Annotated in this window: 21 protein-coding genes and 1 tRNA gene; 12 read left to right on the top strand and 10 right to left on the bottom strand. The window is 65.8% G+C overall.

Annotation, left to right across the window (positions count from 1 at the left end):
• Window positions 1–99 (top strand): MspA family porin (locus R4P95_RS15340; RefSeq protein ID WP_317746117.1); only part of this gene is annotated, 99 nt, incomplete at its 5' end.
• Between the two features lie 75 nt (window positions 100–174).
• Here the strand turns inward: R4P95_RS15340 and mscL are convergent.
• The 4 genes from mscL to R4P95_RS15320 all read right to left on the bottom strand — a co-directional run bounded on the left by mscL (window position 175) and on the right by R4P95_RS15320 (window position 2,529).
• The gene (gene mscL / locus R4P95_RS15335; protein ID WP_213576849.1) at window positions 175–642 is read right to left on the bottom strand and encodes a large conductance mechanosensitive channel protein MscL; all 468 of its coding nucleotides are present in this window, start codon (window positions 640–642) and stop codon (window positions 175–177) included.
• Window positions 643–724: 82 nt separating this feature from the next.
• Window positions 725–1,429, bottom strand: coding sequence for an SAF domain-containing protein (locus R4P95_RS15330; RefSeq protein WP_317746052.1), 705 nt, complete (start codon window positions 1,427–1,429; stop codon window positions 725–727).
• Between the two features lie 98 nt (window positions 1,430–1,527).
• The gene (locus R4P95_RS15325) at window positions 1,528–1,836 is read right to left on the bottom strand and encodes an FmdB family zinc ribbon protein (RefSeq protein ID WP_109332591.1); all 309 of its coding nucleotides are present in this window, start codon (window positions 1,834–1,836) and stop codon (window positions 1,528–1,530) included.
• An 81-nt stretch (window positions 1,837–1,917) separates the two neighbouring features.
• Window positions 1,918–2,529 (bottom strand): 5-formyltetrahydrofolate cyclo-ligase, encoded by a 612-nt coding sequence (locus tag R4P95_RS15320; protein WP_317746053.1) that lies wholly within the window; start codon window positions 2,527–2,529, stop codon window positions 1,918–1,920.
• Window positions 2,530–2,636: 107 nt separating this feature from the next.
• Here R4P95_RS15320 and R4P95_RS15315 point away from each other — a divergent pair, with 107 nt between their 5' ends.
• The 9 genes from R4P95_RS15315 to R4P95_RS15275 all read left to right on the top strand — a co-directional run bounded on the left by R4P95_RS15315 (window position 2,637) and on the right by R4P95_RS15275 (window position 9,804).
• A complete protein-coding gene (locus R4P95_RS15315) occupies window positions 2,637–3,557 on the top strand; it encodes a UTP--glucose-1-phosphate uridylyltransferase (RefSeq protein WP_213576852.1) in 921 nt (306 codons plus the stop codon).
• Between the two features lie 22 nt (window positions 3,558–3,579).
• Window positions 3,580–4,839 (top strand): gephyrin-like molybdotransferase Glp, encoded by a 1,260-nt coding sequence (glp, locus tag R4P95_RS15310; protein WP_109332586.1) that lies wholly within the window; start codon window positions 3,580–3,582, stop codon window positions 4,837–4,839.
• Window positions 4,836–5,471: a GNAT family N-acetyltransferase gene (locus tag R4P95_RS15305; RefSeq protein WP_109332585.1), complete on the top strand. Its 636-nt coding sequence runs from the start codon at window positions 4,836–4,838 to the stop codon at window positions 5,469–5,471. Before glp ends, R4P95_RS15305 begins: the two co-directional genes overlap by 4 nt.
• Before the next feature lie 275 nt (window positions 5,472–5,746).
• Entirely contained in the window at window positions 5,747–6,487 is a 741-nt protein-coding gene (glpR, locus tag R4P95_RS15300) for a gephyrin-like molybdotransferase receptor GlpR (protein WP_317746054.1), read from the top strand.
• A 98-nt stretch (window positions 6,488–6,585) separates the two neighbouring features.
• Window positions 6,586–6,661, top strand: a tRNA-Ala gene (locus tag R4P95_RS15295).
• 347 nt (window positions 6,662–7,008) lie between these two features.
• Entirely contained in the window at window positions 7,009–7,209 is a 201-nt protein-coding gene (locus R4P95_RS15290; RefSeq protein ID WP_213576855.1) for a hypothetical protein, read from the top strand.
• A 233-nt stretch (window positions 7,210–7,442) separates the two neighbouring features.
• Window positions 7,443–8,285 (top strand): cell surface protein, encoded by an 843-nt coding sequence (locus R4P95_RS15285; RefSeq protein WP_317746055.1) that lies wholly within the window; start codon window positions 7,443–7,445, stop codon window positions 8,283–8,285.
• A 2-nt stretch (window positions 8,286–8,287) separates the two neighbouring features.
• The gene (locus tag R4P95_RS15280) at window positions 8,288–8,788 is read left to right on the top strand and encodes an ImmA/IrrE family metallo-endopeptidase (RefSeq protein WP_317746056.1); all 501 of its coding nucleotides are present in this window, start codon (window positions 8,288–8,290) and stop codon (window positions 8,786–8,788) included.
• Window positions 8,788–9,804, top strand: a complete 1,017-nt coding sequence (locus R4P95_RS15275; protein ID WP_317746057.1) for a hypothetical protein — start codon at window positions 8,788–8,790, stop codon at window positions 9,802–9,804. The genes R4P95_RS15280 and R4P95_RS15275 overlap by 1 nt, the downstream gene beginning before the upstream one ends.
• A gap of 6 nt (window positions 9,805–9,810) precedes the next feature.
• Here R4P95_RS15275 and R4P95_RS15270 read toward each other — a convergent pair whose 3' ends face one another.
• The 3 genes from R4P95_RS15270 to R4P95_RS15260 form a co-directional block, all read right to left on the bottom strand.
• Window positions 9,811–10,056 carry a DUF2630 family protein gene (locus R4P95_RS15270; protein ID WP_317746058.1) on the bottom strand — a complete coding sequence of 82 codons (246 nt, stop codon included), beginning with the start codon at window positions 10,054–10,056 and terminating at the stop codon, window positions 9,811–9,813.
• 44 nt (window positions 10,057–10,100) lie between these two features.
• Window positions 10,101–11,519, bottom strand: a complete 1,419-nt coding sequence (locus R4P95_RS15265; RefSeq protein WP_317746059.1) for a glucose-6-phosphate dehydrogenase (NADP(+)) — start codon at window positions 11,517–11,519, stop codon at window positions 10,101–10,103.
• Between the two features lie 177 nt (window positions 11,520–11,696).
• Window positions 11,697–12,113, bottom strand: a complete 417-nt coding sequence (locus R4P95_RS15260; RefSeq protein WP_109332570.1) for a helix-turn-helix domain-containing protein — start codon at window positions 12,111–12,113, stop codon at window positions 11,697–11,699.
• A 647-nt stretch (window positions 12,114–12,760) separates the two neighbouring features.
• On the opposite strand from R4P95_RS15260, the gene R4P95_RS15255 reads away from it, so the two are divergent.
• Both R4P95_RS15255 and R4P95_RS15250 read left to right on the top strand, forming a co-directional pair.
• Window positions 12,761–12,904: a hypothetical protein gene (locus R4P95_RS15255; protein ID WP_201453670.1), complete on the top strand. Its 144-nt coding sequence runs from the start codon at window positions 12,761–12,763 to the stop codon at window positions 12,902–12,904.
• Window positions 12,905–13,052: 148 nt separating this feature from the next.
• Window positions 13,053–13,892, top strand: a complete 840-nt coding sequence (locus tag R4P95_RS15250; protein ID WP_109332569.1) for an SDR family oxidoreductase — start codon at window positions 13,053–13,055, stop codon at window positions 13,890–13,892.
• A gap of 3 nt (window positions 13,893–13,895) precedes the next feature.
• On the opposite strand, the gene R4P95_RS15245 is transcribed toward R4P95_RS15250, so the two are convergent.
• From R4P95_RS15245 to R4P95_RS15235, 3 genes are all read right to left on the bottom strand, one after another.
• Window positions 13,896–15,929, bottom strand: a complete 2,034-nt coding sequence (locus R4P95_RS15245) for an ABC transporter ATP-binding protein (protein WP_317746060.1) — start codon at window positions 15,927–15,929, stop codon at window positions 13,896–13,898.
• A gap of 80 nt (window positions 15,930–16,009) precedes the next feature.
• Window positions 16,010–17,233, bottom strand: a complete 1,224-nt coding sequence (locus R4P95_RS15240) for an RNA polymerase sigma factor (protein ID WP_317746061.1) — start codon at window positions 17,231–17,233, stop codon at window positions 16,010–16,012.
• Between the two features lie 12 nt (window positions 17,234–17,245).
• Window positions 17,246–17,650, bottom strand: coding sequence for a YciI family protein (locus R4P95_RS15235; RefSeq protein ID WP_159925025.1), 405 nt, complete (start codon window positions 17,648–17,650; stop codon window positions 17,246–17,248).
• Between the last annotated feature and the right edge of the window lie 43 nt (window positions 17,651–17,693).

The raw sequence follows: 17,693 nt of genomic DNA, 5'->3' as shown, positions 1-17,693 counted from the left end.
GGTTACGCCCAGGCTCGTTCCTACGCCAAGGTGAGTGTCTCGACCGAGTCGGTCGATGGCACCGTCACCCTGTGGGGGCAGCCCTTCAGCCTCGGCTGACTTCTTCTGTCGCGCTGAGACGTCGGGCCCGTGCACTGGACTGTGCACGGGCCCGCGTCCGTGTGGTGACGGAACTTATTGTCGTGTCTTCTCCAGGTTTGCGGCCTTCTCTGCGGGCATGGAGTGCGCGCCGCCGGCAGTGGTTCCCGAGGAGTCGGTTTCGAGGCTCGCCTCGAGGATGTCGCGAATCTGAATCAACAGGTCGGCCTCGCTCGCCTTCTTGTCGGCGGGTTCGGTGATGAACCGTTTCTTCGCGGCGTTGGCAGGAACTATCAGAATGAAGTAGACCACCGCCGCGATGATCACGAAGTTGATGACGGCAGTGATCACGGCCCCGACATTGATGAAGGTTGCGGGGTTGTCCGAGAGGACCTGGTAGCCCCACCCGAGATCGTTGGCTCCACCCGCGACTGCGATGAGCGGGTTGATGACGTTGTTGGTGAACGAGGTCACGATGGCGGTGAACGCCGCCCCGACGACTACTGCGACGGCGAGGTCGAGGACGTTCCCCCGAAGCAGGAAGTCCTTGAATCCCTTGAGCATGTCGATGTCTCCTCCAGTGGGTGGCACGTCGGTCAGCACTCTTCGCGCAAAAGCCTAGATCAGAGGCGGCGCAGGTGGCGGATCACTGGAAGGTCACGGTGATCGCATTGGTGAGCGATGCAGCGGCCACCGTGGTGGCCTCGGTTGCCGGCAGGGCCAGCATCACCACGCGATCGCGCTGGTCACGGCCGTTCCCCGACGGAGTGACCAGCACGACGACGGCGTCGGAGGCCAACACGGTGGCATTCTGCGGCCGCCCCGAGTGTGCTGGTGTGTCCGAGTCGACGGTCAGGACATCGACGCGATCACCTTCCCTGAGAAGTTCCGCCACCGCCGGATCAGCGAGGCGAACCGGAACGATGCGTGCATCCTCGATACCCGCGGCCGTCGCTGCCAGGCGTGGTCCCAGCACTCGCACGTCCGTGAGCGTCTCGCCTGCGCGAGCTGGGCTGGCGAGTGTGCGACCACTGACATCCGACAGTGCGCTGACTGCTCCGTCGGGAAGGCTCCGCACTTCGAGTTGCCGTACCTCGAGATCGGTATCGACGAGGATTCGTCCCGGTTGAAGATCGCGCACAGCGACCACGACGGGAGAGTGAGCAGAGTCGGGGTCGCCTCGGATTCCGAGCGCGACGGCAAGGCACGCCAGACCGGCTGCTGCTACGCGTCGTGCGACGAGGGTGCGTGCCCAGCTCGGGTGGGTGAGGTCGGACAGGCGATCGAACCAGGAGGGACCGAGGCTTCGGTGCGCCCGGGTGACCCGATTCCGGGCGGGGTTGCGTGACATGATTCGACGCTAGGACCCCACCCGGCCCTCGAGGGGCAGCGAACGGCCTGCCTGTGGATAGGCGAGAAGTTGTGGATAAAGAGGTTCCGCGAGTGAAGTTAGCTGGCTGCAGCCTTGGCCGGCGCAGCGGTCGCGGTGCTCGTCGAGCTAGAAGACGCCGTTGACGAACTTTCCGCCTTCGCGGCGGGCGCGGACTCGGTCTTGGCGGGCTCGCTGGCGGCTCCCGAGGATCCGCGGCTGTCGGTGCGGTAGAAACCGCTGCCCTTGAAGACGATTCCGACGGAGTTGAACAGCTTGCGAAGCTTGCCCGAGCATGCAGGGCAGACGGTCAGCGAATTGTCGCTGAACGACTGAACGATGTCGAAGCGGTTATCGCATTCCGTGCACGCGTATGAATAAGTGGGCACTGGGGCTCCTCCGCACTGTGTAGTCAAACCGCAGGTGTTAGCACTCTACAGTCGACAGTGCCAACAACGCTAATCAGCACCTTATTCCGCGGCATTTCTGCGCGGGTAGGACTCGACGTCCTCGCCCAGGCGGACGAGTCCGGAACCTGGTGTGAGTGCCCAGCCCATCCGCACGTCATGAGGATCTTCAGGGAGTTCTGCCACCAGTTCTTCGTCGCGGACCACCGTGATCAGACGGGTCTGCGGTGTCGCGAGTCCGAGCGTGCGGTCGTAGAAGCCGGCTCCTCGCCCGAGGCGGACGCCCCGGAGGTCGACTGCCAGAGCGGGCACGAAAACGATCTCGGCCGTCCGGATTTCTTCGGGATCGAGGACGGCTCCGGTCGGCTCGAGCAGGCCGTATGGTGCATCGACCAGCTGCCCGGCCCCGGTGTATTCGGACCAGAACAGTGGCCCGGGACCGCGGGTGACCGGGACGAGGACGCGTCGAACGATGCCGGCGAGGGCGTCGAGCAGATCCACCGACCCCGGCTCGAGTGCCGTGGGAACGTACGCACAGACCACCGAATCGGCCGCGCAACCGACTGTGACCAGTTCGGCGAGTGCCCGATCCTCGGCCGCTCGCACGCCCGAGTCCAGTGCACGTCGGCCGGAAAGTACCTGTTCCCGCCACTCGGTCTTGCTTCGCGCCTGCATGCGACCACTGTAGGAGCACCCGAGCAGGCATTCTCGGCGGGTTCTCCGTGGCCGTTCGGGGCCGCTTGGTGACTGCTGAGTAGCTCTACACAGTTATGGTGTGGGGCATGACAGATGCCGTTCCGCCCACCAACAGCGCCTTTCGCACCGCGGTCGTGCCCGCAGCAGGAATGGGTACCCGATTCCTGCCGGCGACGAAGACCGTGCCGAAAGAGCTGCTCCCGGTGGTCGACACCCCGGGTATCGAGCTCGTCGCCGGTGAGGCTGCTGATTCCGGGGCCGGACGCCTCGTGATCGTGACGTCGCCGGGCAAGGACGGTGTGGTTGCCCACTTCGTCGAGGATCTCGTCCTCGAGAGCAAGCTGAAGGAGAGCGGCAAGTATCACCTTCTCGAGAAGGTTCGGAAGGCTCCGGGCCTCCTCGAAGTCGAATCCGTCGTCCAGGATCAGCCTCTCGGGCTCGGTCACGCCGTCAGCTGCGCAGAATCGGTTCTCGACGACGACGAGGACGCCATCGCCGTACTCCTGCCCGACGACCTGGTGATGCCCCGGGGCGTACTGGAGACCATGGCCCGGGTGCGCCACAAACGCGGCGGCACCGTCCTGTGCGCGATCGATGTACCCAAGGATCAGGTCAGCTCCTACGGCGTCTTCGAGGTCGAAACGGTGCCTGATGCCGTCAACCCGGACGTCCTCAAGGTCACCGGAATGGTGGAGAAGCCTGCCATCGAGGACGCGCCCTCGACCTTCGCGGCAGCCGGCCGCTACATCCTCGACCGGGACATCTTCGACGCCTTGCGCCGTATCGAACCGGGAGCGGGTGGTGAACTGCAACTCACCGACGCCATCGCCCTCCTCATCAAGGACGGCCATCCCGTGCACGTGGTCGTGCACCGCGGAACGAGACACGACCTCGGAAATCCCGGCGGGTACATCCGCGCTGCTGTTGACTTTGCCTTGAACAGCGACGAGTACGGCCCGTCGCTGCGTGAATGGCTGACCGACCGATTGAAGCGGGCGGATTCCTAGAAGCTCGGGAGGCACGAACTACATGCGGTCGGTCGAGGAGCAACAGACCATTGTGACCGCGGCTGCGGTGGCGCCGCGGCCGGTCCGGGTCGCGATCTCCGAAGCGCAGGGACTGCTGTGTGCCGAGGAAGTGGTCACCGAGCGGCCGCTTCCCGGTTTCGACCAGGCGGCCATCGACGGGTACGCCGTTCGTAGCGTCGATGTTCAGGCCGCCGGCACCGATCTTCGTGACGACGACGGCGCCCCCGTCGAGCTGACACTTCCCGTCGTGGGGGAAGTGTCAGCCGGCTCCCGGCAGCCCATCCGTCTCCAGCCGCGACAGGCGGTCAAGGTGGACACGGGGGCCCCGCTCCCGACGCTCGCCGACGCAGTGCTGCCGCTCGACCGCACCGACAGCGGCCGCGCACGCGTCAAGATCTACAAACCGGTCCGCTCCGGCGACTACGTGCGTCGAGCGGGCGACGATGTCCAGCCCGGAGATGTCGCCGTTCGGGCCGGCACGATCATCGGAGCGGCTCAGGTCGGACTACTTGCGGCAGTCGGTCGCGACAAGGTCTTGGTGCACCCACGGCCGCGGTTGTCCGTCATTTCCGTGGGCGGCGAACTCGTGGACGTCGATCGGACCCCCGGGCCCGGTCAGGTATACGACGTCAACTCTTATGCGCTTGCCGCCGCCGCGCGTGATGCGGGCGCCGACGTCAATCGCGTCGGCATCGCGAGCGCCGACGCGCGGCGCCTACGCGAGGTGGTCGAAGGGCAATTGATTCGCTCCGAGATCGTGGTGATCGCGGGTGCGGTCGGGGGAGGGGCCTCCGAGGATGTCCGCGACGCACTCGCCGATCTCGGCAATCTCGAGGTCGACCGGGTCGCGATGCATCCCGGGTCGGTGCAGGGATTCGGCCAGCTCGGCCGTGACGAGGTCCCGACCTTTCTTCTCCCGTCGAACCCGGTGAGTGCGCTGGTGGTCTTCGAGGTGATGGTCCGTCCCCTCATTCGGATCGCGCTGGGACGTCGGCAGCCGATGCGCCGCGTCGTCACCGCGCGCACAGTCGCACCCATCACGTCGATCGAGGACCGCAAGGGATTCCTGCGGGGCCAGCTCATGCGCGACGAAGCCACCGGTGAATACCTGGTCCAGGCGCTCGGCGGTGCGCCCGGAGCGTCCTCGCATCTTCTCGCCACGCTCGCCGAAGCCAACTGTCTCGTGCTGATCGACCCGGAAGTCACCGAGGTGCGTACCGGTGATCAGGTGGACGTGGCCTTCCTGGCGCAACGGGGATGACCCAGCATCCGGGCTGGCCGCCGCACCTCGGCCCACTCCGCGTCAACGGCGGAGTGGTGACCGTGCGTGCCATCAGACTGCGCGACGCCGCGGCGTGGAGTCGACTGCGCATTCGCGACCGTGCCCATCTCGAGCCGTGGGAACCGACCGGCGAAGCGCCATGGGATGCGCGGCACCATATTTCGGGGTGGCCGGGACTGTGCAGCAGCCTGCGCTCCGAGGCGCGTAAGGGTCGCATGTTGCCGATGGCGATCGAACTCGACGGAAACTTCTGCGGGCAGATCACGATCGGCAATGTGGTTCGCGGTGCTTTGCGTTCGGCGTGGATCGGGTACTGGGTGGCCAGCGACGTCAACGGACTCGGCGTGGCCACGGGAGCCCTCGCGCTGGGGCTGGATCACGCGTTCGGTCCGGTGGGACTGCATCGTATCGAGGCCACCGTGCGCCCGGAGAACCTGGCAAGCCAGGCGGTGCTCCGCAATGTCGGATTCCGTGAAGAGGGTCTTTTGAAGAGGTACCTCGACGTCGACGGCCAGTGGCGTGACCACATCCTGGTCGGCATGACGGTCGAGGACGTGATGGGCACTGTCGCCGACTCTCTCGTCCGCAGCGGCAAAGCGACATGGGCGTAATGGCCGCAAAAGCGTCTGGACAATCGTCCAGCTACACAGCAGTTATCTGACGGTATCAAACGTTGCCGGTCGAGGTCGCCGTTTCGGGCACTCCCGGCGGAAGAAGAATTCACGTCGCTTTCGAGCATGTCGAGCGCCACATTTTCGCGTTACGCATGTGACACCTGAGTATGGTGAGATCGGCGCGTCTGCGAAGATGTGCGTGTCCATGCGGTTAGCCTGGGAGTGTCAACAGCGGTATCCGTGCTGGTAGACGATTGGGAGGAGGCTGCCGTATGCCGAACTCTTTTCTTTGGATCGGGCTCGTCGTCGTGTGGCTCTTCGTCCTGGTCCCGATGCTGGTCAACAACCGCCCCCGGATCCGGCAAACCAGTGACGCTGCCCTCGCGACGCGCGTGCTGCACCGCGGTGACGAGCGCCCCGTGCAGCGCGGTCCCGCGGCAGGACACCGCAGCGACCCGTACTGGCAACCGGAACCGGACCACTACGGCTACGACGCGGAGGACCTTGTGGATACTCACGCAGACGAAGACGATTTCGACACCGGCCGGGCCCCGGTCGGTGACTACGTGCCGGTGCGACGTGGGCGTGGTGGCTTCGACCCGGAGGCCGATGCGATCGCGCGGGAGGCCCGATACGCCTTCCGCCAGCGCTCGGTGCTCGGCCTCGTGTTCGGCACGATCATGTCCGCGGCGCTCGCGCTGATCATTGCCCCGGTGATGTGGTGGATTTTCGTGGCCGGCGTCGTCGGCCTCGTCGGTTATCTCGCCTACCTCCGCCGTCAGGTCCAGATCGAGCAGGAGATCCGGAGGCGCAGAACCGCGCGGCTCAATCGCTCCCGGCTGGGGGTCGAGTCCCGTAGCGACGAGGAACTGCGTCTCATCCCCGCCCGGCTGCGGCGTCCGGGCGCCGTTGTGCTCGAAGTAGACGACGAGGACCCCGAGTTCGATCATCTCGAGCGCTTCGACGACGAGCGCATGCAGCACGCCACGATGCGTCGTGCCGCCGGTGAATAGTCCGTCGCCGGAGCCGAAAGCCGCAATCGGATAGGCGATTCGCCCCCTGTGTGGGTGGCCTGCTAGAGTTTGCCGAGCAGATCGCAGGGTCTGCATCAGGGGCTGTGGCGCAGTTGGTAGCGCGCTTCGTTCGCATCGAAGAGGTCAGGGGTTCGATTCCCCTCAGCTCCACCATCGCAAGAGCACTTCCTCCCTTCGGAGGGAGTGCTCTTTTGTGTGTTCGCACTCTTTGTGTTCGCACTCTTTGTGTATCGCAGTGCTTCTTCGTGTCGCCGTGCTCTTCCGTATCGGGGGAGCCGGTGTGCGCCAGAGCGTCGTGCGGCAGTGTGCCGCGTCACGTTTGGGACAGGTAAGTTGCTAAATAGTAACTGGGCAAGGTCTACTGATCACAGGTCATCGAGGGGTCAATCGATCGGGGTAAAGAACATGCAGGCAAGGCGGAGAATCTCGGATGCGCTCGCGTCAGCGACCGTGGTGGCGACGATTGCTGCGACGATGTTGCTGGTGAACGTGCTGTGAACGTGAGGCGCTCATCCGGTGCCGCCCGTGCTGCGCTCACTGCAGCGGCGAAAGCCGTCGTAATAGGCACGGCGGCGGCGGCCGTCGCAATGGGTGCGGGGGCGGCGATGATGGGCCACGCCAGCTCGTTCGCGACCGATGTCCAGCCGACACCGAACACTGCCGTGCAGCCGTCCGAGGTGACGGTCGCCGGGACGTTCTGACGTCGACGTTCCGGGGCGGCCGACCGACGCTGTCCCTGCGACGAACCATCCGACGCACGCGTGCCTTCGGTGGTTCACCGAGAAAGCCGCCCGAGTCCCACCTGGCTCGGGCATCGCTGGTGGTGCCGGCCCCCGACTCCGGCACCACCAGCACCCTCCGGACCGTCCGCTCGTTACCATGGCAGCGTCGACGCCGCCTGAGGTGTTGGATCGATACCAGAGGGGGGTGCGCAGTGGCAGCACGTCGTGTGATCCGGAACCTGATCATGCTGGGGCTCGCGCTGGCCTTTCTCTCCGTTCTCGGATGGGGCACTTTCTCGGTGTTCCCGTCGACAGCATCTGCAGATCCCGACGTCGGCGGCGGCTCGACGCATCCAGGTATGGGGTCACACCCGTGCGAGGGATATCACGACTGCGGCCATAACCCCCACACCACCGAGCCTTCCGAAACCACCGAGCCTTCCGAAACCACCGAGCCTTCCGAAACCACCGAGCCATCCGAAACCACCGATCCTCCGGAGACGACGGAGCCGTCCGAGACCAGTGAGCCGTCGACCCCTCCCGCTCCACAGGTGGTCGTTCCCCCGTACGGGCACCTACCGTCGGACCCGGTGCCGAGCATCACCCGTCCCGACACGTCGAGCGATCCCGAATCCGGCGACGGAGGTGGGGCAGTAGGGGTACCCCCTGCCTCGGGAAGTGGACCGGAAGGTCCCGGGCCTGGCACCTCGCCGGGAGGTCCCCAGGGCCCGCCGGTGGCGGACGCGCCACCACACTCCGATGGAACGAGCCTTCCCGGCGATGCGGCGGATGGGAACGTACCGTCGCAGGACCGAGTGCCGCCCGACGTGCGACCGGCACCCGCCGCAGTTCCGGACTCCGCACCGCCGGCAGTCGCGCCGGTCGTCCATAGTGGGCCACTACCTGCGTTTGCAGTGCTCGGCGGTGTGGGACTCCTTCTCGGCTGCGCGGGTGGGGCCGGTGCGCTGACCTTCAAGGGTGCGCGCGCACAGCAGGCGCGCATCGCGGCCGCCCGGGCGGAGTTCTTTCCGCCCGCACCTGCGGGAGGGATGTAGTCGTGGCAGGAAGCCGTTCTCATCGACGGGTGGCAGCAGCCGTGGATGCGGTCTGTGACGCTGCCGCCCGGGCAGAAGCGGTCTCACTCGGGGATGTCGTAGACGCAGTTGCCCGCGAACGGCAGCGTCCCATCGAACTCGACTTCACGACACCGATGGCACCGGGAGTCTGTGGTCAGCGACGCGCCTATCAGGACAGGGACGTCATCGTGCTCGCCCCGGGACTTCCCGACGTCGAACGAACTCTCGCACATGAACTGGGGCACATCGTGTTTCGGCATGAGGGTGCCGAGATTGTCGCGGCAACGCTCGAAGCCGGCGACGACTTGATCGCGTACATGCTCAGTCAGCGCTCGCGAATGCGTGGCGGCGAGCAGGCTTCCGGTGACGTGGCGGAGTGGGAGGCGGAGACCTTCGCGTCCATGTTGCTCCTGCAGCTCAGGACGATGAAGGGCAGGGGAACGCCGGTGTCGGTGCTCCGCTACGACGAGGCGATCGGCTGATGGGCTGGGTTGTCGCGCTCGTCGTCTGGATCGCAGCCGGCGCCCGCACAGGCAGGGTCGCGGCACGCCAGCCGACACCGCTGCGGATCGCAATGGTGATCGCGGTGTCCAGCGCCGCGTGCGCGTCTACGTTGGCCGTCCCGGATGTCGCCTTGCGTCTCGACGCGCTGGCGCCGACGGCCGGGCTGTCGGAGATCCTCCTCGAGTTGGCGTGGACCCTCTTCGCTGCCGCGAGCGCCGTAGGTGCGGTGTCGGTCTGGCCGATTTTGCCGCGCCGCGCCCTACGCGCTGTCGCCACCGTGATCTATGCGGCCGCGGTCCTGGTCGGAACGGCCCTGGCCGGTGGTTACCCCGTCCCGGCCTTGGTGTTCATCGTGCTCGCGCTGGCATCGGTGGTGATCACCGGTATCTGGCACGTCGCATGGACCCCTCTCGGCCGCGGCATCGCCCTTGTCGTGGTGGGATCGGCGATGGTTCTCGTCGCCGCGGTCGTGGGACTCGTCCGGGAGGTGGCGGGGGAGACGTGGATCATCGGATCCTCCGGTGCGTACACGACCGCCGCTGTGGTGGTTTCGGCCGGCACGGTGTGGGTGCTGGTGGAGACCTGGCTGCGCGCACGCCGCGATCTTCGCCGGATGAGCGCGTTGCATTCTGTGCTCGTCTCCCGATTCCCCGAAGTCGTGGAGGGCGACGGCAAGGGCAGCACCACCGTTCTGCGGGCGTCTGATTCGATCGCTCACGTCATGGACGCGCTGTATCTGCAGGCGGGCGCGGGCATGTTCGAGACGCGGGCGCAGAATCTGCCGGAGTCGACTACCGAGCGCAGCAGAATTCTGGCCCGCTGGATCGACGACCCAGCCGGTTCCGAGGTGCTCGACACCGAGTGGATAGCTCCACCGCAGGGGATGTCACCGCGCCGATGGGTGCTGCAACTCGCGGAGGTGTACGCCGAAATCCGTCACTCGCCCGTGCCGGTCGCGGCCACGGAGCCGGCATCGGAAGAGTCGGTGCCCTGACCGTTTCTACTGGAGGTAGTCCTCGACCTCCGACGCCGGACGGACCGAGGCGTCGTCCGGGTTCTGTCCTGCGTCGAGACGAGCCCGGCGTCGGCGCAGAAGGTCCCAGCACTGATCGAGTGAGGTTTCCAACGCGGCCAGCTGTGCGCGTTCCTCCTCGGGCGCCAGCTCGCTGTCCTGCAACTGCGCCCGCAGTTCGTGCTCCTGCTCGACGAGAGCCTGAATACGCTTTTCGATCTCTTCGTTGTCCATGTCGTCTCCTCTTCGGTCCGAGTCCACTTGTCGCGGAGGGCGGCTCATCCGGTCGACTGCGTGACCAGCCATCCACACGGCGAGGCGAGCTTGTCGGCCTCCGGCGGTCCCATGGATCCCCCCGGATACAGCTTGACGGCGGGCGGCCTGTTCAGCAACGGGTCGGCGACGTCCCAGACGTGGGCAAGTCCGTCCGGGCGGGTGAAGAGCGACCGGTCGCCGTGTAGCACGTCCAGGACGAGGCGCGAATACGGTGCGAGAGCATGGCCGAGTGGCACCGTGTCGAGAGGCAGACTCAGGTGGCCCACCGATAGTTCGTCGTCGGGCCCGGGCTCCTTGACCACCATCGACATGTCGATCTCGCCGTCCCCGGACAGATCGAAGGTCAGCACGGCGCCGTCCGGCGGGATGTCGGAAAGAGGGCCTTCCGGGCTCCGGAACACCAGGCTCACGCGTTGCTTCGCGACGCCCAGCATCTTGCCCGTCCGAAGCAGGAACGGCACACCCCGCCAGCGGTCGGTGTCGACCCACAACCGTGCGGCGACGAAAGTTTCCGTCTCCGAATCGTCGGCGACACCGTCGACGTCGCGGTAGCCCTCGTACTGGCCGAGGACCACTTCGGCGGGGTCGAGCGGGCGGAACGCTCCGATCACCGATTCGCGCGCAGACTGGAGGTCGTCGGGGCCCAGGCTCTGCGGCGGCTCCATCGCGATCTCCGCAGCGACCTGGAACAGGTGAGTCACGAGCATGTCGAGGACCGCACCGGTGGCATCGTAGAAGCGGGCGCGGTCGTCGATGTCCAGCGTTTCGGGGACGTCGATCTGGACCTGTTCGACGTGTTCGCGGTTCCAGACTCCCTCGATCAGCCCGTTGGCAAATCGCAGGATGTGCAGATTCTGGGTGCTTTCCTTGCCGAGGAAATGGTCGATGCGATAGATCTGCTTCTCGTCGAGAACCTCGTGTACTGCGGCGTCGAGTTCACGGAAAGCGGATTGTGAGGTACCGAATGGCTTTTCGTAGACGACCCGGGAACCGCGCGCCAGGTCGTGCGCGCCGAGAGCTCGTGTGGTGTCGGCGAAGGTGCTCGGGGGAAGTGCCAGATAGTGGACGAGTTGAGCGTCGGGAACGCCGAGCGAATCCCGCGCGTCCTGCACGGTGCTCGGTAGCGTCCCGGGGTCTTCGGGCGTGAAACCGCCACCGGCGAATCGCAGGCGCTGCGCGAAGTCGTCCCAGCCGTCGTCGGTGTGCCCGCCGCCGAACTGGGTGAGGGAGTCCCGCACGTGGGCGCGGAAGTGATCATCGGTGACCGTGCCCCGCCCGGTGCCGATCAACATCCACCGAGAACCGAGAAGACCTGATCGTGCGAGCTGGAAGAAGGCCGGGAGCACCATCCGTTTGGACAGGTCCCCGGTGGCGCCGAAGAGCACGAAAATCGTGGGACCGAGCTGCGGTCTGTCAGGCATTGCTCCATCATGCGCCAACGGGAGTCGCCGCGCGTGCGATTCCCGGGTGGGCTCAGCGCTCAGACAGGAAGGTCGGTACCCGGGCTCGGCTCGTCCAGTACGCTCGGCATACGAGCGGCGTGGTCATGTATAGCGCAGTGCCGGAAGAGGTTCCGTATCCGGCGCGAAAAATCGGTGCTACCGGGACGCGTCCGGCGGTACTTCGGGCAGACCCTCGCTGGCGCGAAGCTTCTCGGCCATCGTGGTAAGCAGATTCTGCGACTCCTCGGACAAGTCGAAGGCGCGGCTCGACAGTTTGCGTAGTCCGTAGCCCTGGAGCTGCGACAAGAGTTCAAGGTCGTGGTCGATCTTGGCTGCGTAGATGTCGTTGAAGAAATATTCGGGCTTCACCTTGAAGAAGCGGGCGAATGCCGCGACGGTTTCGTCCGAAGGATTTGTGCGCTGCCCGGAGCGGAGCTGCGAAATGTAGGGCTTCGAGATTTGATGCCCGTCGGCAATGAGCGCCGAAGCTACCTCTGCGTTGGTGTGCGGTTTACGTCCCGGAGGGTGGACCGTGTCGAAGAGCTTGTTCAACCGCGCAGCAAAATCTGCCATTGTGAGCCGCCGGGTCCTCTCTCGTGCGCGCGTCAGTCGTGTGAACGACACAGTACCATGATGATAACCGATTGATAACTCACAGCCAGACGTGCGAAACGGTGCGCTTTCGCTCGCTGACGGCGTCATGCAGGTTTCGACGACGGTCGGCGCATCGCGCACTTCTCGCTGCTCAGCCGTTCGGACTCCGTGCAAGTCATACCGGCGCGTCTCCTGGCGGTTCAAGGGCCGAGTGTCCAGTTGATCGTTCCAGCAGATGTGGCGGATCGGCTGCCCGGCCGCAAATGCTGATTGCTCTTTCAATCACTGGGAGTTTGCTGACGGCCTCGAGTCGCCGGCATCCGGCAGTGCGTGGGGCCTGTACTCGCAGTTCAGGGCCATTGTGTTGCGTTGTGCATTGCAACTACGGCAGGTCGCTCGGCCGCGACGGCGCCGTGAACACTACTGCGAATGGGGTGTGTCTGCACCGCCCGACCGCCGTGCGGCGGCGCCAGAAGCCTTCCGGTGTGGCCTCCGCAGGACGGCCGATCATGCGGTCTGACTGGTGCGCTCGCCGGCAGCGGCTCTACCTCGGTGTCTTCGGTGACCGCCCGCGATGCCTGGCCAAACCGGAAGTCGTCGGGAATGATTGTGATATGGAACACAGAATGAGTGACGCCGAGCTTCGGAAGGCGATTCGAGTTCTGCGCGAGCGCGCCGACGATGCCCGGCACAGGGGACGGGAAGAAGACGCCAACGGAATCGAACGGACGATCCGGACATATCAGGAAGAAATGGCGCAGCGGTTGTGAAGTGGGCCGGCTCGGGGAGAGCCGGCTCAGCTCTGTCGCGACGCTGCCGAGGACCCGGGTGATCCCGCCTCGGGGCGTGCGCGCAAACGTTGTGCGTGCGTAGACTTCCAGCCGACACGGATCGGTGAGGACGGGGGCTCGCACGACAATGGCGATCACGACGCTGGACGGCAAGAAGTGCCTGATCACAGGTGCTGGTAGTGGGATCGGGCACGCCACGGCGTTGGCGGCCGCCGCGGAAGGCGCCGAACTCTTTCTCACCGACATCAATGAAGTCGGCTTGGCTCACACGGTGGAGCAGGTCGGAAATCAGGGCGGAACCGTGAGCTTCTCACGAGCGCTCGACGTGTCTGATTACGACGCGGTGACGGCGTTCGCAGCAGATATTCACGATCAATTCGGCAGCCTCGACGTCGTGATGAACGTCGCCGGTATCTCCGCGTGGGGCACGGTCGAAAACCTCGAGCACCGCCACTGGAAGTCGATGATCGACGTCAACCTGATGGGGCCGATCCACATCATCGAAAGCTTCGTCCCTCCGATGGTGCGGGCGGGGCGGGGTGGTCACCTTGTCAACGTGTCCTCTGCTGCGGGACTGCTGGCGCTGCCCTGGCATGCTGCTTACAGCGCAAGCAAATTCGGGCTCCGCGGGGTGTCCGAGGTTCTGCGATTCGACCTGAAGCGGCACGGTATCGGCGTCAGTCTCGTGGTTCCGGGTGCCGTGAAGACTCCGCTGGTGGGCACTGTCGAGATCGCCGGGGTGGATCGGAACGACCCGCGGATCGAGAAGGCGATCCACCGATTCGAGAAGCGAGCGGTCAGCCCGGAGAAGGTGGCGTCCTGCATCCTCACGGGAATCAAGAAGAACCGCTATCTGGTGTACACCTCGCCCGACATCCGGTTCGGATACTGGTGGGCCCGTAAGTTCTCGCCGCCATACGACTTCGTGATGCAGAAGGCCAACGACCAGTTCAGCAAGTTCTTGTAGCGACTAGTTCTCGAGGCTGCTGCTCGGTGCCAGCACTGTGCCGTCCGTGAATCGAATGCCGTCGGTGCAGCGACACTCCACCTGGCCGCCGCCGAACTGTTCGGCATGCAGTCTCGCGTAGAGGCCTTGACGTGCAAGGAGTTCGGTGTGGGTGCCGCGTTCCACCAGGCGACCCTCGTCGATCACGAAAATGACGTCGGCATGCTGAATCGTGGATAGCCGGTGCGCGATCGCCAGTGTGGTTCGCCCGCGCATCACCTCGGCGAGTGCTCGCTGGACGAGCCGCTCGGACACGGTGTCGAGTGCCGAGGTGGCTTCGTCGAGAATGAGAACGCGCGGGTTCTTCAGCAGCACTCGTGCGATGGCCAGACGCTGCTTCTCGCCGCCGGAGAGCCGGAAGCCACGTTCGCCGACGAGCGTGTCGTAACCGTTGTCGAAAGCGAGAATGCGGTGGTGGATGTTGGCCGCGGTGGCCGCATCGTGCAGTTCGGCGTCGGTGGCATCCGGCTTGGCATACCGCAGGTTGTCTGCGATGGAGGCGTGGAACAGATACGGGTCCTGGGTGACCATCCCGACGGCGTCGGCAAGTGAACTCATGGTCAGGTCGCGTACGTCGTATCCGTCGACGAGGACGGCGCCGCGGTCCACTTCGTACAGCCGCGGTACCAGGTAGCAGAGGGTCGTTTTGCCCGCGCCCGATGGTCCGACGAAGGCGGCGAGTTGACCCGGCTCGATCTCGAGAGAGGTGCCCGCCACCGCCCAGCGTCGAGGGCGGCGCGGCTCGATCACCTCCTCGTCGGCCACTACGGGGGTGCGGGTGGTCGGTGCCGAGAAGCCGCGTACCCCGCCGCCGACTCCGCCGCGTCCGAGGCTTCGCAGAGCCACGGGATCCGGGTCGGCGGTGGCCAGGCGCACCGGAGTTGGGTAGGCGAAATAGACGTCGTCGAGTTCCACCTTGCCCGGGGAGTCGGCGGGTAGCGCGACGGCGCCGGGACGATCGACGATCGCCGGCTGCAGGTCGAGATACTCGAAGATGCGGCGGAACAACGCCATCGACGTCTGGACGTCGAGCGTGACCCGCATCAGGGACACGAGCGGCTGCAGCAGTCTGGCCTGCAGGGTCGAGAACGCGACAAGGGTCCCTGCCGAAATGGCCGGGCCGTACCCACCGCTGATCAGATAGCCGGCGAGCAGATACACGAGGGCCGGGGTGATGGCCATGAAGGTACCCACCACGGCGAAGAATCCCTGGCCTGCCATGGCCTGACGTACTTGGAGCTCGGTCTGCCGGGCGTTTTCCGCGCTGTAGCGCGCGAGTTCGGCCTGCGACTGGTTGAAGACCTTGGTCAGGAGAACACCGGAGACGCTCAGTGCTTCTTCCGTGATGGCGGTCATGTCCGACAGCGACTCCTGGGTTTTTCGGGCCAGCGCCCGCCGCCGCGCGCCGACGCGGCGCTGGAGGTAGACGAATCCGGGTAGCAGTGCCACGGCGAGAAGCGTCAACTGCCAGGACAACAGCACCATCGCGATGAGGGATGCTGCGACGGTGACCGCGTTGGACAGGATGCTCGATGCCGTGGAGGTGAGCACGGAGCGGACCCCGCCGACGTCGTTGGCCAGTCGCGATTGGATCGACCCGGTCTTGGTGGAGGTGAAGAAGGCCAGTTCCATCTTTTCGAGGTGCGCGAAGAGCCGCTCGCGCAGATCGGCCATCGACAGGTTGCCGACCTTGGTGGTGAGGTAGCTCTGGCCGACGCTGATGAGCGAGCTCACCAGTGTCACCCCGATCATCGCGAGAACAAGCCACATCAGCAGCGTGAGATGGACGCCGCTGCCGTCGGTGGGAAACAGTGCGCGGTCGAAGACTGCCCTGGTGAGGAACGGCGGGACGACGCCGAGGAGTGACGACACGACGATCGCCGCGCCGACAAGGACCAGCCAACCCCGATAGGGCCGCAGCAGCGCCCAGATCCGGGGCAGCAGCGAAGACTCGGAGTCGGAGATCTCCGGGGAGGACGTCGGTGGGGCGGAGCGCATTCGTCCATCGTGCCCACCTGTCGCGATTCTGGCGAGGCGATTCGGGTGGGCTGTGCGCGAGGGCTGTATGAAGTGCTGTCTCAGCCCGATTCAGTGACACCGAGCCGGGCCACCTGCGCGGCGAGGTACTGCTGCTCGGGGACGTTGGTGGTGCGCCGCGCCGCCGCACGGTAGTGCGCCGCCGCCGATCGAGTGTCCCCGGCCATGTCGAGGAGATGCGCGCGGACGGCATCGAGCCGGTAGTGCCCACGGAGTGGGCCGTCGAGCTCTTCGAGCATCGCCAGTCCGGTGGCCGGACCGTGCACCATGGCTGCAGCGACGGCGCGGTTCAATCGCACCATCGGATTGTCGGACATGCGCACGAGCAGTCCGTACAGCGCGAGGATCTGGGCCCAGTCGGTGTCCTCGACACGTTCCGCGTCGTCGTGGACGGCCGCGATTCCCGCCTGCAGCTGATACTGGCCCACCGCCCCTCCGGCCACGGCGTCCATCACCACCCGCTGGCCTTCGGCGATCAAGTCGCTGTTCCACAGGGTGCGATCCTGTTCGGTGAGCGGGATCAGCTCACCGTCCGGACCGGTGCGTGCCGGGCGGCGGGCATCGGTGAGCAGCATGAGCGCCAGCAGACCACCGACCTCGCCGTCGCCGGGCAGTATCGCGTGGACGGCGCGGGTGAGCCGGATCGCCTCCGAAGACAGCTCGGTGCGGTGCACATCGTTGCCGATGCTGCTCGCGTAGCCCTCGTTGAAAACGAGGTAGAGCACGTGGAGAACCGAGCGCAGCCGCTCCGTCCACTCTTCTTCCGTCGGCCGCCGGAAGGGGATGCCCGACGCGGTGATGCGTTGCTTCCCGCGGCTGATGCGTTGTGCCATGGTCGCTTCCGGGACCAGAAAGGCGTTCGCGATTTCGGCGGTGGTGAGTCCCCCGACGGCACGCAGGGTCAGCGCGATGGCCGACGCCGGCGTCAGCGCCCGGTGGCAGCACATGAAGAGCAATATCAGCGTGTCGTCGCTGTCGACGGTTTCTGCATCGGTCTGCGCCTGCCGGGCGACCGTGTGCTCCCTTGTGCGTCGGGCGATCTCGCTGCGGATGAAATCGGTCATCTTGCGCGTGGCGGTCTGGATCAGCCAGCCGCGGGGGTTCGCGGGCACGCCGTCGCGCGGCCAACGCTGCGCCGCGGCGAGTAGCGCCTCCTGAACGGCATCCTCGGCGGCGTCGAAGTTGCCGGTACGCCGGACGAGCACACCGAGGACCTGCGGCGCGAGTTCGCGCAGCAGGTCCTCGAGTGCGGCTCCGATCTCCATCGTCGGGTGGTCTCAGAAGTCGGTGTCCGGTGCGCCCATCACCTGACGAACCTCGATCGGCTGCTGGATGGGCACGCCGTTCGGTCCGGGTGAGGCCGAGGCCTTCGCGGCGATCTCGAGTGCGCGGGTTTCGGACTCCACATCGATCAAGCGATATCCCGCAAGCAGTTCCTTGGTTTCGGGGAACGGGCCGTCCGTCACCACAGGAACGCTTCTGCCGTCGAATGTGACACGCTTCGCGACGTCGGGCCCGGCGAGGCCCTGCGCGTCGACCAATTCACCGTTGGCGGCGAGTTCGGCATTGAGGTCGTGCTGGAATTGGATATGGGCTTTGATGTCGGCCGGATCCCAGTCGCTCATCGGCACCGTGCACCCGGGTCCGCCCTCGTAGTTCTGCAGCAGCATGAACTTCGGCATTGTTTTCTCCTCATCTCGTGGCGCCCATTGTGACGCCTTTCGC

Origin of the sequence: Rhodococcus sp. IEGM 27 (assembly GCF_033142305.1) — a bacterium.
GTDB classification, from domain to species: domain Bacteria; phylum Actinomycetota; class Actinomycetes; order Mycobacteriales; family Mycobacteriaceae; genus Rhodococcus_F; species Rhodococcus_F oxybenzonivorans.
The sequence above is the reverse complement of the archived record's forward strand: the minus strand, read 5'-3'. Positions and strand labels throughout refer to the sequence as shown.

What these genes read in the sequence shown, in the direction of transcription:
- mscL (WP_213576849.1), bottom strand. Translation starts at nt 642, where the DNA reads ATGCTCAAGGGATTCAAGGACTTCCTGCTTCGGGGGAACGTCCTCGAC.
- R4P95_RS15330 (WP_317746052.1), bottom strand. Translation starts at nt 1,429, where the DNA reads ATGTCACGCAACCCCGCCCGGAATCGGGTCACCCGGGCGCACCGAAGC.
- R4P95_RS15320 (WP_317746053.1), bottom strand. Translation starts at nt 2,529, where the DNA reads ATGCAGGCGCGAAGCAAGACCGAGTGGCGGGAACAGGTACTTTCCGGC.
- R4P95_RS15315 (WP_213576852.1), top strand. Translation starts at nt 2,637, where the DNA reads ATGACAGATGCCGTTCCGCCCACCAACAGCGCCTTTCGCACCGCGGTC.
- glp (WP_109332586.1), top strand. Translation starts at nt 3,580, where the DNA reads ATGCGGTCGGTCGAGGAGCAACAGACCATTGTGACCGCGGCTGCGGTG.
- R4P95_RS15305 (WP_109332585.1), top strand. Translation starts at nt 4,836, where the DNA reads ATGACCCAGCATCCGGGCTGGCCGCCGCACCTCGGCCCACTCCGCGTC.
- glpR (WP_317746054.1), top strand. Translation starts at nt 5,747, where the DNA reads ATGCCGAACTCTTTTCTTTGGATCGGGCTCGTCGTCGTGTGGCTCTTC.
- R4P95_RS15275 (WP_317746057.1), top strand. Translation starts at nt 8,788, where the DNA reads ATGGGCTGGGTTGTCGCGCTCGTCGTCTGGATCGCAGCCGGCGCCCGC.
- R4P95_RS15270 (WP_317746058.1), bottom strand. Translation starts at nt 10,056, where the DNA reads ATGGACAACGAAGAGATCGAAAAGCGTATTCAGGCTCTCGTCGAGCAG.
- R4P95_RS15265 (WP_317746059.1), bottom strand. Translation starts at nt 11,519, where the DNA reads ATGCCTGACAGACCGCAGCTCGGTCCCACGATTTTCGTGCTCTTCGGC.
- R4P95_RS15260 (WP_109332570.1), bottom strand. Translation starts at nt 12,113, where the DNA reads ATGGCAGATTTTGCTGCGCGGTTGAACAAGCTCTTCGACACGGTCCAC.
- R4P95_RS15255 (WP_201453670.1), top strand. Translation starts at nt 12,761, where the DNA reads ATGAGTGACGCCGAGCTTCGGAAGGCGATTCGAGTTCTGCGCGAGCGC.
- R4P95_RS15250 (WP_109332569.1), top strand. Translation starts at nt 13,053, where the DNA reads ATGGCGATCACGACGCTGGACGGCAAGAAGTGCCTGATCACAGGTGCT.
- R4P95_RS15245 (WP_317746060.1), bottom strand. Translation starts at nt 15,929, where the DNA reads ATGCGCTCCGCCCCACCGACGTCCTCCCCGGAGATCTCCGACTCCGAG.
- R4P95_RS15240 (WP_317746061.1), bottom strand. Translation starts at nt 17,233, where the DNA reads ATGGAGATCGGAGCCGCACTCGAGGACCTGCTGCGCGAACTCGCGCCG.
- R4P95_RS15235 (WP_159925025.1), bottom strand. Translation starts at nt 17,650, where the DNA reads ATGCCGAAGTTCATGCTGCTGCAGAACTACGAGGGCGGACCCGGGTGC.